The sequence below is a fragment of the Mycolicibacterium pyrenivorans genome (assembly GCF_025821625.1).
Lineage (GTDB): Bacteria > Actinomycetota > Actinomycetes > Mycobacteriales > Mycobacteriaceae > Mycobacterium > Mycobacterium pyrenivorans.
The window spans coordinates 20,463-34,755 of the sequence record NZ_JACKSH010000100.1 but is presented as its reverse complement, the minus strand read 5'-3'; the positions used below and the strand labels follow the sequence as shown (position 1 = coordinate 34,755).

10 protein-coding genes and 1 pseudogene are annotated in these 14,293 nt (G+C 65.4%); 3 read left to right on the top strand and 8 right to left on the bottom strand.

Annotated features, from left to right (window positions below; genetic code table 11):
- Positions 1 to 124 precede the first annotated feature (124 nt).
- From H7I57_RS12930 to H7I57_RS12900, 7 genes are all read right to left on the bottom strand, one after another.
- Positions 125 to 1,363, bottom strand: a complete 1,239-nt coding sequence (locus tag H7I57_RS12930) for an ISL3 family transposase (protein WP_264023917.1) — start codon at positions 1,361 to 1,363, stop codon at positions 125 to 127.
- A 143-nt stretch (positions 1,364 to 1,506) separates the two neighbouring features.
- Positions 1,507 to 4,416, bottom strand: coding sequence for an MMPL/RND family transporter (locus H7I57_RS12925; protein ID WP_264023916.1), 2,910 nt, complete (start codon positions 4,414 to 4,416; stop codon positions 1,507 to 1,509).
- On the bottom strand, positions 4,413 to 4,838 hold the full coding sequence (locus tag H7I57_RS12920; RefSeq protein ID WP_264023915.1) for an MmpS family transport accessory protein: 426 nt from the start codon (positions 4,836 to 4,838) through the stop codon (positions 4,413 to 4,415). The genes H7I57_RS12925 and H7I57_RS12920 overlap by 4 nt, the downstream gene beginning before the upstream one ends.
- 220 nt (positions 4,839 to 5,058) lie before the next feature.
- On the bottom strand, positions 5,059 to 5,337 hold the full coding sequence (locus tag H7I57_RS12915) for a hypothetical protein (RefSeq protein ID WP_264023914.1): 279 nt from the start codon (positions 5,335 to 5,337) through the stop codon (positions 5,059 to 5,061).
- 24 nt (positions 5,338 to 5,361) lie between these two features.
- Positions 5,362 to 6,261: an alpha/beta fold hydrolase gene (locus H7I57_RS12910; RefSeq protein WP_264023913.1), complete on the bottom strand. Its 900-nt coding sequence runs from the start codon at positions 6,259 to 6,261 to the stop codon at positions 5,362 to 5,364.
- 52 nt (positions 6,262 to 6,313) lie between these two features.
- Positions 6,314 to 6,754 (bottom strand): PaaI family thioesterase, encoded by a 441-nt coding sequence (locus H7I57_RS12905; protein WP_264023912.1) that lies wholly within the window; start codon positions 6,752 to 6,754, stop codon positions 6,314 to 6,316.
- Between the two features lie 48 nt (positions 6,755 to 6,802).
- A complete protein-coding gene (locus H7I57_RS12900) occupies positions 6,803 to 7,489 on the bottom strand; it encodes a TetR/AcrR family transcriptional regulator (protein ID WP_275081222.1) in 687 nt (228 codons plus the stop codon).
- Between the two features lie 525 nt (positions 7,490 to 8,014).
- Here H7I57_RS12900 and H7I57_RS12895 point away from each other — a divergent pair.
- The 3 genes and pseudogenes from H7I57_RS12895 to H7I57_RS12885 all read left to right on the top strand — a co-directional run.
- A pseudogene (locus H7I57_RS12895) lies at positions 8,015 to 8,336 on the top strand (type II toxin-antitoxin system Phd/YefM family antitoxin); the annotation flags it as partial.
- 3 nt (positions 8,337 to 8,339) lie between these two features.
- Positions 8,340 to 8,774, top strand: coding sequence for a type II toxin-antitoxin system VapC family toxin (locus H7I57_RS12890; RefSeq protein ID WP_264023910.1), 435 nt, complete (start codon positions 8,340 to 8,342; stop codon positions 8,772 to 8,774).
- Between the two features lie 201 nt (positions 8,775 to 8,975).
- Complete coding sequence (locus H7I57_RS12885; RefSeq protein WP_264023909.1) at positions 8,976 to 10,292, top strand: acyltransferase family protein; 1,317 nt, start codon at positions 8,976 to 8,978, stop codon at positions 10,290 to 10,292.
- Here H7I57_RS12885 and H7I57_RS12880 read toward each other — a convergent pair.
- Positions 10,271 to 14,287, bottom strand: a complete 4,017-nt coding sequence (locus tag H7I57_RS12880) for a bifunctional nitrate reductase/sulfite reductase flavoprotein subunit alpha (RefSeq protein WP_264023908.1) — start codon at positions 14,285 to 14,287, stop codon at positions 10,271 to 10,273. The genes H7I57_RS12885 and H7I57_RS12880 overlap by 22 nt on opposite strands.
- Positions 14,288 to 14,293: the final 6 nt, after the last annotated feature.

Genomic DNA, 14,293 nt, shown 5'->3' with positions numbered 1-14,293 from the left:
CCAGCAGCCGGCGGCTATAGAGGTCGATCACCGTCGCCAAGTACAGCTTCGGCCCGGAATCGGTGGGGATCTCGGTCATGTCACCCACCCATTTTTGGCTCTATTGCCATGAATGTGGATGACCTCATGTGTGGTATGGAAGTTCGAGGGTGACCGGTCCGCAGACGAGCATGATCATCGCGAGCGCGTTCTCGGCGTTGTGGAAGCCGTAGGCCCTGCGGATGATCAACCGGACCTTGTTGTTGAGGCCTTCGTGGCGCCCGTTCGCCAGCCCGCGCTCGACCGCGGCTTGGATGCCGTCGAGGTGTTTCTTGATGGTTCGGCCGACCTTGACGAACTGCGGTATCCGGCACCGCTGCGCCCATGAACACCATTTCCCGAGCATGTCGGTGACGGTGTCGGTGTCAAGATCCCCGGCGAACACCGCCCGCAGCGATTCCTTGAGCTCATAGGCACGCACCAGTGCGCCGCCCTCACGCTTGAGCTGGGCGAGGGTGGCTTTCTGTGTGTCGGTGAGGGATTCGGGATTCTTCAGCAGCGCCCACCGGGCTCCCTTGTAGGTTTTGGCGATCTGCTTGTCCGACAGCATGCGTGCGGACTGCCATACCTGACGGCGAACGTCGTCGAGGGCATCGGTGGCTAGTTTGACGACATGGAACGGATCAAAGCAGATCACCGCCTGCGGGGCGTGTGCGCGAACAGATTTCGCGAATGCCGGCCCGAGGTCCATCGACACGGCCTCAATCTTCTTCGCGCCATCGGCGGGCAGGGCCGCGGTGAAGAACGCGTCGAGAGTGGCCGCCTTCTTACCCGGCGCGCCCCACACGATTGTGCCGGTGTCGTGGTCGGACACCAAAGTCAAGTACTTGTGATGCTTGCGCCAGGAGATCTCATCGACGCCGATGTCGACCAGTCCGCTCAGCAGGTCGGGGTCCAGTTTCTCGGCCACGACGCGCGAACACATCGCCCCGACGGTGCGCCACGTGACACGGCAGAACGCCGACACCGTCTTCGTGTCACACTTGCCGGCCAGCCAGACCACAAGGTCCTCGAAGTCACGGGTGAACCCCGATCCCGGACGCGCGAACGGCACAGACTCGGCCAGCACACCGTGCTCGGGGCAGCACAACCGGCGCCGCCGCAGCTTGAGCACACATACCCGCCCGCCCAGGTCCAGGTGGCGCCACGTCGAATCCACCACCCGCGTGTCGTAGCGGTGCCTGATCCGGAAATCACAATGCGGACAGGACATCACCCGCTGTTGAGGGCGCACCCACACCGCTACCACGTCGCCGACCTCGACGTCGCGGACCCTGGTTTTCGGCAGGACGAGGACACCGTTGAGTAAAGTAGTCGCGCGCACGGGCAAGCTCCTTGGTACGAGGTGTAGGAGCTTTCGAACCTATTGGCTGCCCGTGCGCCCAGACCGTCACGCCACCCGAGACATAGCACACCCCACCCGACCCACATTCATGGCAATAGAGCCTTTCTTTACTGGTATCAAGGTCAACTGCCGGGGCGCCCGGCCAACCCCATGTCATCGTAAGTTCGAGGCGTTGGCCACGGTCGCGGCAGAGGACGTTGGCGCACGTGCATGGGCCACCAGAACCACTTCCCGAACAGGGCCGCGAGTGACGGTGTCATCAGTGAACGCACCACGAGCGTGTCGAACAGAAGGCCCAGACCGATGGTGGTACCGACCTGCCCGATGACGGTCAGATTGCTGACCGCCATGGACATCATCGTGAACGCGAAGACCAAGCCGGCCGAAGTGACCACTGATCCGGTGCCCGCCATCGACCGGATGGTGCCGGTGTTCAGACCGGCGCGGAGCTCCTCCTTCATCCGCGAGACCAGGAGCAGGTTGTAGTCCGCACCGACGGCGAGCAGGACGATGACCGCCATCGGCAACACCATCCAGTGCAGCGGGATCCCGATGAGGTGCTGCCAGATCAGAACTGAGAGGCCGAACGATGCACCAAGACTCAGCACCACGGTGCCGACGATGACGGCGGCGGCGACGATTGCCCGCGTGAGCACAACCATGATGAGGAAGATGAGGAGCAGCGATGCGACCCCGGCGATGAGCAGATCGTAGTCTGCGCCCTGTTGCATATCCTGATAGGTGGCGGCGCTGCCACCTATGTAGACCGTCGAACCTTCCAATGGCGTGCCCTTGATGGCATCGACGGCGGCGACCTGCAACGGTTCGATGTGCGCGGTGCCCTCCTCGCTCAATGGGTCCCCCTGGTGGAACACCGTGAACCGGACGGCGTGACCGTCGGGCGAGAGGAACAGCTTGATGCCGCGCTGGAAGTCCGCCGTCTCGAATGCCTCCGGCGGCAGGTAGAAGGTGTCGTCGTTCATGGCAGCGTCGAACGCCTCACCCATCGCGGTGGCGTTCTCCTGCGCCGCCATGGTGTGGTCCTGCTGCGCCTTCTGTGCCTGGTACTGGTTAAGAAGTAGCTGTTTCTGGTTCTGGAGCGTCTGGATCTGTGCAGGCAACACAGCGGCCAACTGTGGCGTCAAAGTCGCCAGCTCTTCGATGTCGGGCACCACGTCCTCCAAGTCCTCGGACAACGTGTTGATGCCGTCGAGGCTGTCAAAGACCGACCGCAACGCCCAGCAGACCGGGATGTTGTAGCAGTGCGGCTCCCAGTAGAAGTAGCTGCGGATCGGCCGGAAGAAGTCGTCGAAATCGGCCAGATGGTCGCGGACCTCGCTGGTGTGCTCGGAGGTCGTCCTCATCTTGTCGGCCATTCGCCGCGAGACGTCGGCCATCTGCAAAGTGAGACTGTGCATCCGCTCCATCGAGTCGATGCTAACCTGCAGGTCGTCAGCCTGCTTGAGCGTGTTCTCGAGCACCTTCTGCTGGTAATCGTTGCTCATGATCTGGCCCGTGCCGCCCTGGCTGACGGTGTAAGCGAGCGACGCGTGCTCGATCGGCTTGCCATCGGGCCGCGTGATCGCCTGCACCTGGGCGATCCCGTGCACACGGGCCATCGCCTTGGCGATCTTGTCGATCACCAGGAAGTCGGCGGGGTTGCGTAGGTCGTGATCGGCCTCCACCATGACCAGTTCGGGATTCATCTTGGCCTCGGAGAAATGCCGATTGGCGGCCGCGTAGCCGACGTTGGCCGGCACGTCGTCGGGAAGGAAGATGCGGTCGTTATAGGTGGTGTGGTAGCCGGGCAGCGCCAACAGGCCAACCAGAGCCAGGACCACCGCCATGACGAGCACACCGCCGGGCCAACGCACGGTCGCCGCTCCGATGCGCCGCCACCCGCGGGCCCGCTTCCTGCCCTTGGGCTCCAGGATTCGCCCGAAACGCGTCACGATCGAGATGACCGCCGGACCCAGCGTGAGCGCAGCGGCCACCACGACTACCATGCCGATGGACAGCGGGAAGCCCATGGTGTTGAAGTACGGCAGGCGGGTGAAGTGCAGGCACGCCGCCGCGCCCGCTATCGTCATCCCCGATGCCAGCACAACGTGCGCGGTGCCGTGAAACATCGTGTAATAGGCCGACTCGCGATCCTCACCCGCCCGTCTGGCCTCCTGATAGCGCCCGATGAGGAAGATGGCGTAATCGGTAGCGGCGGCGATGGCCAACGTCACCAGCAAGTTGGTGGCGAACGTCGTGAGCCCGAAGACCTCGTGATAGCCCAGGAACGCGACGATCCCCCGCGCGGAGAGCAGACCGACGACCACCATGCCCATGGTGATCACCACCGTGACGATCGAGCGGTAGACCAGCAGCAGCATGGTGATGATGACGGCGAACGTCAGAGCCTCGATCGTCCTCATGCTGGCGTCACCGACCACGCGCTGATCCGCCGTCGACGCCGCCGGCCCGGTAACGTAGGCCTGCACGCCGGCGGGCGGCTCGCTTCCAGCGATGATCTCGCGCACCGCCTGGACCGACTCGTTGGCCAGTGACTCGCCTTGATTACCGGCGATGTACACCTGCACGTAGGCACCCTTGCCATCCATGCTCTGGGCGCCTGACGAGGTCAAAGGATCACCCCAGAAGTCCTGGACGTGCTGAACGTGAGTGGCGTCGGCGCGCAACTGGCGCACCAATTCGTCGTAGAACGTGTGCGCGTCCGGGCCCAGGGGTTCGTCACCCTCAAGCACGATCATTACCGAGCTGCTGGTGGTGTACTCCTCAAAGACCGAGCCGACACGCTTGGTGGCGATGAGGGCGGGCGCGTCATCGGGGCTCATCGAGACCGCGCGCAGCTTACCGACGTCCTCGAGTTGCGGCACGGAGACATTGAGGAAGGCCACGATCGCGATCCACGCCAGGACGATGGGAATGGCGAAAATCCGGATAAATCGGGCCAGCGGCGACCGATGCGGTTTATGACCAGAAGGAAGGGCGCCGGTTACGGTGTCGCCGATGTGAGTCGTCATGCCGCCTTCACCAAGCAGTACGTCGCCGCGTTCACGCCCTCAGCCGTCCTTTCGTCCTCCACCTCGCCGTCGACGGTGACCCGGCAACCGATGAACTGGCCGTCGCCCTGTGCGAGGAGATCCGGCCTGACCGAGGGGATGGTCGTCTCCAGAGTCAGAGTCCACGGCAGGCTTACCTGCCCCGTCCGTTGCGGCAACCCGTCGAGGTCGGTGTAGTTGATAACCGCGAAGCTGCCGGTGCCGAACACCTCGTAAGTGACGACCGTGGGGTTGAAGTCCTCCGCGGTGTCCGATCCCACCGGCGTCACCACGGCTCCATTCGATCCGAAGACCGACCGCAAGTAGGAAATGCTAACGAAGCCGATCGCCAATGCCGCCACGAGCAGCACGGGTAGCCACGCGCGCTTGACCACGGTGATCACGCCAACACCTGCTTTCTTGGTTCGGAAGTGACGGAGTGCTGCGCCAATTTAAGATTTAGATAGTCAACCTAAACGGATAAGTGGGAGCGGTCAATCCGCTATGACCAACACTCACCACAACGTGTGCCAGTCCGACAACGAACCACGCCCGGCGCTGCACAGGACACGGAGCGCAGCACCCAAACGCGTGCCCTATCCCGCGGGTTTATTCACGGTCAGATCAAATTGTCCCCTCTCCGATGAGGACTTCGGGGTCCTGGGCAGGAATTCGCCGGCCTGAAAATGGTGAGAACAAGCCCTTCACTTCACGCAAAACATTGAGCAGAAATGTGCCCTTGGGGGGCTTGGCGATTCGAGGATAGCCTTCAGTGCCCACTCCCTTGGCCAGGCTGGCGTGCAACAAGCCGCCCCCGCCGGCCAGCGCGCGCTTGCGCAACACCTCCATGTGACGGGCCTCGTCATCATTTGCGCTACGAGGAAGTTCTTGATCGGTCAGCACGTGATCCTTCGAACGACCCTCAAATCAATCCGCCGAATTGTTGATCGTGCGGTCGAGAAATTCGGCGACTGCTGCGGTGAAGGCGTCGTTGTCATCGCCCGCAACCATGTGGCCCGTGCCGGAAACGTCCACCGCTTCGGCGTGCGGTACGACTTCGAGGAACTCCTCGACCGACTGCTGCGATGTCACATCCGAGTGGACGCCGCGGACCAGAAGCGTTGGTGCTCGCACGCGGCGGGCCCCTTCGATGAGCAGTTCGCTGATGACGCCGAACTTTTCGGCGCCGTTTGCGGGGTCGCCCCCCAGGAACTCGAAGTTGGAGGTTATGAAGGCTGGATCCCATCGCCAGATCCACCGACCGTCATCGCGTTGCCGCAAGACTTTGCGGAGTCCGTCCAGGTTCTTGGGACGAGCGCGATGTCGGTTGTACTCGGCAATGACGTCCGCGGCGGCGTCGAGCGTTTCGAATCCGTCGGGATGGGCGGCCATGAAAGACACGACGCGGCGTGCTCCGTGAAACTCCATTCGCGGAGTGATGTCGACCAGGACGACGGCTCCCCACAGATCGGCGGGCGCCACCAAGTGCGTTCCCAACACGGTCATGCCGCCCAAGGATGCGCCGACGACAGCCGGCGGCCGGTCGTCGCTGGCATATTTGCGAACGGATAGCAGGTCGGATGCGAGTCGGTCGAGATCGTATCGACCATCGGGGTCCCACTCGCTGTCGCCGTGGCCGCGGGCGTCATAGGCGACGACGGTATACCCACGCGCGTGTAAGCGGCGCGCCGTGGTCGCCCAGGCGTGGCGGTTTTGCCCACCACCGTGCAGCAGTATGACGACTGCGCGGGCGGATTCGTGTCGGTAGATATCGGCTGCTAGGGCGGTTCCGTCTTCGGTGCGGACGCGCTCGAAGGTAGAGGTCATTTTGCGTGGTCTCGACGGTCACGTCGGACGGCACTCTTGTTCCCCGCCCTGATCACGACGCGCCTGCCCTCTGGCCGACGACGGTCACTGTTCCCTGCGCGGCGCATACCGCCCGCCCGGCGTTGGTGATGTCGATCCTGGCGACACCGCTACGCTTACCCAGCGCAACGATCTCGGTGACCGCAACGCACACTCCACTGGACACCGGCTGCAGGAAGTTCAGCTTGAATTCCGTTGTGGCGACCCAGGATCCAGCAGGGATCACCGGATAGAACACCACGCCCAAGCAGTGGTCGACCATCGCTGACAGGCATCCACCATGCAGAGTGCCGAAGGGAGTCAACAAATCGGCCCGGGCATCCATTTCCACAACCAGCCGCCCGGCGGCGAACTCGGTGTGGCGAAAATCCAGGTACCTGGAGAGGCCTCCGGTCGCTTCCGTCGCGTTCTGGAACTCCTCGGCAATTTGCTGGTTGAACTGCGGGAAGTCCATGGTCAGCGCCTCGTTCCGTTCAGCGGTACGGATGCCATGGTTGAGACACTACTCCGTAGTTGTCGCATCGACGCAACGCTGGCTGTTGGTAAGCAGAGCGGGAAGCAGGAATCGGCGCAAAAATGCATCGACGCCTTCGGGGCTGCGGTGTCGGGGGCCGCGAACCGAGAGCAAGCTGAGAATGGTCCGCAGGATCCATTCGGCGGCGTCATCGACCGACACGCCGGCTTCGAGTTGATCCCAGTGCGCGGCGAACACGGGTCGAAGGAACTCGGCGACGAGTTCGAACAGCGCCACCGACGTTCCCTCGGCCAGCCCTACACCGGCGAGTTCATCGTCGCTGCCGAACAGCAACCCGATTATCGGTTCGCGACGGGCGGCCCGCACCGTAACTGCGACAAAATCCAATATCGCAGAACCCAAATCGCAGTGCGCCGAGATCCGCCCGCTGATTCGGTGCAGGTAACGTTCCGCTGCGCGCACGATGACACCGGAAACGACTGCTTCGCGACTCGGAAAGTAGCGATAGACCGTGGCGCGGGATACGCCCGCCCGGCTAGCGATGTCATCCATCGTGGTGCCTGACAGCCCCTTGCCTTGCAGACACGTTTCGGCGGCGTCGAGTAGGCGATCGCGCGCCACATCGCGGCTTTGTGCAGGAGTCGCGTCGCCCCATCGCAACGATTTTTGCTTCACGGGTGCAAGTATGCCGTGCAAACCGACTAGGTTCTCCATAACGCGGCGGTCGTCCTCCGTAAGCGTGGTGTGACAATATCGCAGTCATGTCGCACAGAAGACGTCGACGATGAGCGTGACCTGACCATTGACCATCCCGCCACGCACTCCGGTTGTCGTCGGCGTCGGTGAGTTCACACACCGCGGCGAAGGCGCAGTCGAGCACTGCAGAATGCTTAGGCCACGATCGGGCACCAGATCGATACCGTGGCGACACCGGGAATCTTGATGATTCCACGCGACAACCCCGCGTCGAGGATTGCCGAAGCCGCTGGGCTCACGCCGAACCGCCGCATCAGTTGTCCGGTCGGCGGCAATACGCCCCAGTACCTCGTCGAGGTGCTGGGCCGCCGCATTTGGCGCGGCGTCAGCGACGCGGCGCTGATCGTCGGCGCGGAAAGCGGCGCGTCAGGCCGCAAACTCACATCCGGTGATGCCCTGTTGGAGCCGAATCCCGTTGCAGCACGGGATGTCGTACGGCGGGAACGGCGAATATCCCAATGCGGTGCTATGCCGCGAGGCAGTCGTTGCCGCACTCAGTAGTGACATGTACAAATCATGGTTCAGTGAGTGTACAGTTCACGGTGTGGAGGTATCCGTGACCGAGTTGCGCGCGCACCTCAGCGATTGGCTCGATCGAGCTCGGGCCGGTGATGAGGTCGTCATCACCGACCGCGGGATTCCGGTCGCGCGACTCGCTGCGCTGGACAGCGCAGGCACCTTGGAGCGTCTCACGGCCGAAGGCGTGATTGGCAAGGCCACCGCGCAGCGGCCCGTCGCTGCGGGACGGTCCGGACCCCGACCGCGGCGGCCGGTGTCTGACCGCGTCAGCGACCAGCGGCGCTGACCGGTGCCGCTCGTCTACTTCGACGCCAGTGCCTTCGTCAAACTACTCACCACCGAGACAGGGAGCTCGCTGGCGTCCGCGCTATGGGACGGCTGCGACGCCGCATTGTCCAGCCGCCTGGCCTACCCCGAAGTCCGCGCCGCACTCGCCGCAGCAGCCCGCAATCACGACCTAACCGAATCCGAGCTCGCCGAAGCCGAGCGTGACTGGGAGGACTTCTGGGCCGCCACCCGCCCGGTCGAACTCACCGCGACGGTTGAACAGCACGCCGGCCACCTCGCCCGAGCCCATGCCTTACGCGGAGCCGACGCTGTCCATCTGGCCAGCGCGTTGGCGGTCGGCGACCCCGGACTGATCGTCGCCGTCTGGGACCGACGCCTGCACACCGGAGCCCAAGCCGCCGGGTGCCGAGTCGCCCCCGCCCAACTCGACCCCTAGCCCGACCGCCCGACATTTAGAGTGGGTCAACCCCAGCCCCGGACGACGATCAGGTACCGATTCGCCAGACCTCAACCCGTGTCGCAGATGGCCAACTCCCCCCTCGGACACACTTTTCTCGACAACCCCGCGGCGGCGGGGCCGGCAACACGGTTCGCCCGGCTACCGTGCCGACGCAGCGATCCGACCACAATGGGACCAATGGACGACTCGAGAGCTTCGTCACCCCCGCGGGAAATCGCGCTCGACCTGTACCGGTCGTCGGCGGTGATGATCGTCGTCATCGGTCACTGGCTGCTTTCGGTGATGACGTACCGCGACGGCGAGTTCGGCCGGGACAATCCGCTGGTCCTGATGCCCTGGACGCAGTGGATCACCTGGTTCTTCCAGGTGGTACCGGTGTTCTTCGCGGTGGCGGGATACGCCAGCGCGGTGTCGTGGGCGCGCTTGCGCGCCGAGGGCGGCACGTCGCGGCAGGAGTGGATTCGCCGCCGCGTGGCCCGCACCCTCGGGCCGACCGCGGTGTATGCCGTGTTCGTCATCGCGGTGATCTCTGCGCTGATGCTGGCCGGCGTCGACGGATCGGTCCTGGAGTTGGGCGGTTGGGCCGTCGCGATGCACCTGTGGTTCCTGGCCGTCTATCTGATGGTGGTCGCGCTGACGCCCCTCGCTGTCGCCGCGAACCGGCGCTGGGGTCTGGCGGTGCCGGCCGTGCTCGCCGGCTGTGTGGTTTTTGTCGACGCGGCGGGAATCGGCACCGGGCATCCCGAGATCCGGATGGTGAACTACTTCTTCTGCTGGGCGGCGATCTATCAGCTCGGAATCGCTTGGCACGGTGGCCTTCTGCGCAGACGGTTGCTGGTGTCGATGGCCGTCGTGGGGGCTGCGACACTGCCTCTGCTGATGGTGTGGGGGCCCTACCCGGTCGCCATGATCGGGGTTCCGGGCGACCGCGTGGAGAACAGCGCGCCCCCGTCGGTCGCGCTGCTGGCGCTGGCCACCGTGCAGATCGGTGTGCTGTTCGCGGTGGCGCCCCTGCTAAACCGGGCGCTCGCGCGCGGCGTGTGGCCACGCGTGATCGCGACGGCCAACAACAACGTGATGGCGCTCTACCTGTGGCACATGATGCCCGTCATCGTCGTGACCCTCGTCGGATACCCGACCGGCCTGCTGCCACAGCCCCCGCTGGGTTCTGGCGCATGGTGGCTGGCCCGCCTCGAGTGGGAGGTCGTGCTGGCCGTCGTCACCGTGGCGTTGCTGATGCTGCTGTCCTGGCAGCGTCGCCTGTTCACCTCGCCGATACCGACGTTCGCAGCACCGGTGCCCGATGGTGTTGCAGAAGCGCTGCTTTACGCCGGGACAGCCGCATGCGCGCTGGCGCTGGGTCTGTTGTCCGCCACTGGTTTCGCGCCCGACGGCAAGCTGCCGGTGGTTGCCGCGGCGCTGTTCGCCGCGGGTGCGCTGCTGGTCGCCGTCCGCCCGCGCGAGAAAGCCCGTCAGTACACGTCGCGGACGTAGCGTTTCGCGGCCACCAACTCCCGCTTGTAATCACGCGCGGCGTCGGCGCTCATTCCGGCGTGGGTGCGGATGATCTCGGTGAGGGCGTCGTCGACGTCCTTGGCCATCCGGGTGGCGTCGCCACACACGTAGAAGTGCGCGCCGTCCTCGAGCCAGCGCCACACGTCGGCGCCGTAATCGAGCATCTTGTGCTGCACGTAGACACGCTTCGCCTGATCGCGGGAGAAGGCGAGATCCAGCCGATTGAGGTGACCGTCGTCGACCATGTCATGCAGATCGTCTTGATAGTAGAAATTCTGGGCGCGGTGCCGGTCGCCGAAGAACAGCCAGTTGGGCCCGGTGTGGCCGAGTGCGCGACGTTCCTGCAGAAACCCGCGGAACGGCGCGACACCGGTGCCGGGCCCCACCATGATCATCGGGGTCTGCGGGTCCTGCGGCGGGCGGAAATGCGGCGACCGCTGCAGAAACACCGGCACCGGGGTGCAGTCGGGCAGATCGGCGAGATAGGTGGAGGCGACGCCGCCGCGGGGACCACCGTCGGCGCCGCGATAGCGCACCACGGCCACGGTCAGCTGGACCTCGTGCGGGCTGACGAGCGGACTCGAGGAGATCGAGTACTGCCGCGGTGTCAGCCGCACCAGCACCTGCTGCCAGAGCTCCGGGTCTGCGCGGACCGTGAACTCACGGACCACGTCGAGTCCGTTGCGGCCCACCAACCACTTGTCCAGTGCGCCACGGTCTTTGCGTAACCGCTTGGCGACCGCGGGATCCGGACAGTGTTCGGCGACGAACCCGACGAGGTTCGACGTCACCTTGCACACGTCGTAGTGCGACGTCAGCGCCTGCCGCAGCGGGATACCGGCGCCGTCGACCACGATCGACTCGTCACCACTGAACCCTGTTGCGGTGAGCCAACTCTGGACAACGTGCCCGGAGTTGCGCACATACACCCCGAGCGAGTCACCCGCGGCGTAGGCGACGTTGTGGCCGCTGATGTCGAAGCCGAACTGCCGTACCTCCTTGGTCGCGTCCTGCGGGGTCAGCCTGGTGTTGCGGCACAGCGGCGCGGCGAGCGGATGGGCGCGGCTGAACGGCTCGGGCCTGGCGTCGGCCGGCGTCTCGAGCACAGGAGTCTCCGCTTGCGGGGACGGCGAAGCCATCAGCTCGACGACCGAGTCGGCCCACTGGGCCAGCGGTTGATCGTCGTGGGCTTCGTATTCGGCGCGGTTGAGCAGCCTGGTCGCACCGAGGTCCGCCAGCCGGCTGTCGAGCGATTTCGCGTGGCCGCAGAAGTTGTCGTAGGAGCGGTCGCCGATACCCAGCACGATGTAGCGCATGCCGTCCAGCGACGGGGCCTGCGGCGCCTGGAGCCGTTCCCAGAAGTCCGCGCCGTTGTCAGGCGGCCCGCCGTCCCCGAACGTGCTGGTGACGATCACGACTTCGCCCGCCGTGGACAACTCGGTGAGCTCGACGTCGTCCATCGCTTTGAGCCGCGCACCCCCGAGGCGGTCGCCGAGCTTGCCTGCGAACTCCTCGGCGTTTCCGGTCTGCGAGGCCCACAGCACCAGCGGACCCGGGCCCGCTTCCCCGCCGTCGACGGACTCGGCGACCGGCCCGCCGCCCTCCAGCCGCGAGAACCTGCCGGCCAGCAATCCGTCGATCCACACCCGGGCGCGTGCACCGACCGGCGCACCGGCGGGCAGCACCGGGACGCCGGGTGCCCCCTGGTCGACTCCCGCGAGGAAGCCCGTCAGGTAGAGCTTTTCGTCCTCGGTGAGGGCGGGTGCCGACGACGCGGCGGGCAGCGACAGGGCCGGCTCGACCGGTAGCGGGACGAGGCGCACCGCACACACCTTGAACTCCGGCTGCAGGGAGTCCGGGTCGACGGCGTCGTTGGTGACAGCGTTGATCGCGAGGTTCTCGCCGTGGTCGTCGTTCCAGTGGAACGGCACCCAGGTGTTGCCCCGCCGCACCCGGTCGGTGATCGCCGCGGGCAGCACCGCCCTGCCGCGCCGGGAGACCATTTCGACGTCGCGGCCGGCGGAAATGCCCAGCGTAGCAGCGTCGTCGGGATGAATCTCGATACACGGGCCGGGGTTGAGTTTGTTGAGCTTGTCGACCTTCCCGGTCTTGGTCATGGTGTGCCACTGATGCTGGAGGCGACCGGTGTTGAGGATCATCGGGTAGTCGTCATCGGGCATCTCGGCGGCCGACATGTGCGGGCGCGCGAGGAACGCCGCGCGCCGCGACGGGGTGGCGAACGCCAGCCTGGGCCGGGTCCCGTCGGCGTCGACGAACAACTCCTGGGAGATTCCGTCGTTGAGGTACCGGATCGGGTTGCGGTCGTGGGAGCCGCCGGGGCTGTCCTCGGGCGGGCAGGGCCACTGCACCGGGGTTTCGCGCAACCTCTCGTAGCTGACGCCCCGCACGTCGTATCCGGTGCGCGGATTGTGGAACCGACGGATCTCCTCGAAGATCTCCTCACTCGACTTGTAGTCGAAATGGTCGCCGAAGCCGAGGTGGCGAGCCACCCCGCAGATCAGTTCCCAATCGGGCCGCGCGTCGCCGGCGGGCGGAACGGACTGCTGCAGAAGCGTCATGTTGCGGTCGGAATTGACCATCACGGCGTCGGATTCGGCCCACAGCGTGGCCGGAAGCATGATGTCGGCGTATCGGTTGGTGGCCGTGTCGGCATAGGTGTCCTGCGTGATCACCAGTTCGGCGGACTGCAGCCCGCTGATCACGGCGTCCCGATTGGGCAGGCTGACAACAGGATTCGTGCAGATGATCCACACGGCCTTGATGTCAGCGCCTACTCGGCGGAACATCTCGACGGTACCGGGTCCGACATCGCTGCGGATCGTGCCCGGCTCCAGCTCCCACTGCTGCTCGACGAACGCCCTGTCGTCGGCGGACAGCACCGCCCGCTGACCCGGCAGCCCCGGACCCATGTAGCCCATTTCACGTCCGCCCATGGCGTTCGGCTGGCCGGTCAGCGACATCGGTCCGCTACCCGGGCGACAAATGGCCCCCGTGGCCAGGTGCAGGTTGCAGATGGCGTTGGTGCTCCAGGTGCCGTGGGTGCTCTGGTTGAGGCCCACCGTCCAGCAGGTCATCCAGTCCCCCGCCGCGGCGATCATCGACGCCGCGGTGCGGATGTCCGCCTCGTCCAGCCCCGTGATGGCGGCGACCCGATCTGGTGTGTAGTCGGCCAGGAAGTCCGGCATCGCCTCCCAGCCCTTGGTGTGCGCGGCGATGAACTCTTCGTCGATGGCACCGTTCTGGACGAGCACGTGCAGGATTCCGTTGAGCAGGGCCAGATCGGTGCCGGGCCGAATCTGCAGGAACAGGTCGGCCTTCTCGGCGGTGGTGGTGCGGCGCGGGTCGACGACGATCAGCTTCGCACCCGCCTTGAGGCGGTCGGCCATCCTCAGGAACAGGATCGGATGGCAGTCGGCCATGTTGGAGCCGATCACGAAAAACAGGTTTGTGCAGTCGAAGTCGGTGTAGGACCCCGGGGGTCCGTCCGAGCCCAGCGACTGCTTGTAACCCGTCCCGGCACTGGCCATGCAGAGCCGCGAGTTCGATTCGATGTGGACCGTGCGAAGGAATCCCTTGGCCAGTTTGGTGGCCAGATACTGCGACTCGATCGACATCTGCCCGGAGACGTAGAGCGCCACCGCATCCGATCCGTGTTCGTCGACGATCGCCCGCAGCCTGCGGCCCGCCTCGGCCAGCGCGTCGTCGACGTCGGCGGCCACCGGATCGGCGTCCCGGGACGGCCGCAGCAGGGCCGTCGTCAACCGGCCGTCGGTCGCGGCCATCATCTCCGCGTGCGTGGCCCCCTTGGTGCACAGCCGCCCGAAGTTGGTGGGGTGCAGCTTGTCCCCGGAGACCTTTGCGATGACCGGAACGCCCGTTGCGGGGTCGGTGCGGGTCTCCACGGAGATCCCGCACCCGACCCCGCAATAGGAGCACGCGGTGCGCGTCGTCATGCCGTC

Bases quoted from the DNA above. Each gene is read 5' to 3' on its own strand.
- H7I57_RS12925 (WP_264023916.1), bottom strand. From the start codon at position 4,416: ATGACGACTCACATCGGCGACACCGTAACCGGCGCCCTTCCTTCTGGT.
- H7I57_RS12910 (WP_264023913.1), bottom strand. From the start codon at position 6,261: ATGACCTCTACCTTCGAGCGCGTCCGCACCGAAGACGGAACCGCCCTA.
- H7I57_RS12905 (WP_264023912.1), bottom strand. From the start codon at position 6,754: ATGGACTTCCCGCAGTTCAACCAGCAAATTGCCGAGGAGTTCCAGAAC.
- H7I57_RS12900 (WP_275081222.1), bottom strand. From the start codon at position 7,489: ATGGAGAACCTAGTCGGTTTGCACGGCATACTTGCACCCGTGAAGCAA.
- H7I57_RS12885 (WP_264023909.1), top strand. From the start codon at position 8,976: ATGGACGACTCGAGAGCTTCGTCACCCCCGCGGGAAATCGCGCTCGAC.
- H7I57_RS12880 (WP_264023908.1), bottom strand. From the start codon at position 14,287: ATGACGACGCGCACCGCGTGCTCCTATTGCGGGGTCGGGTGCGGGATC.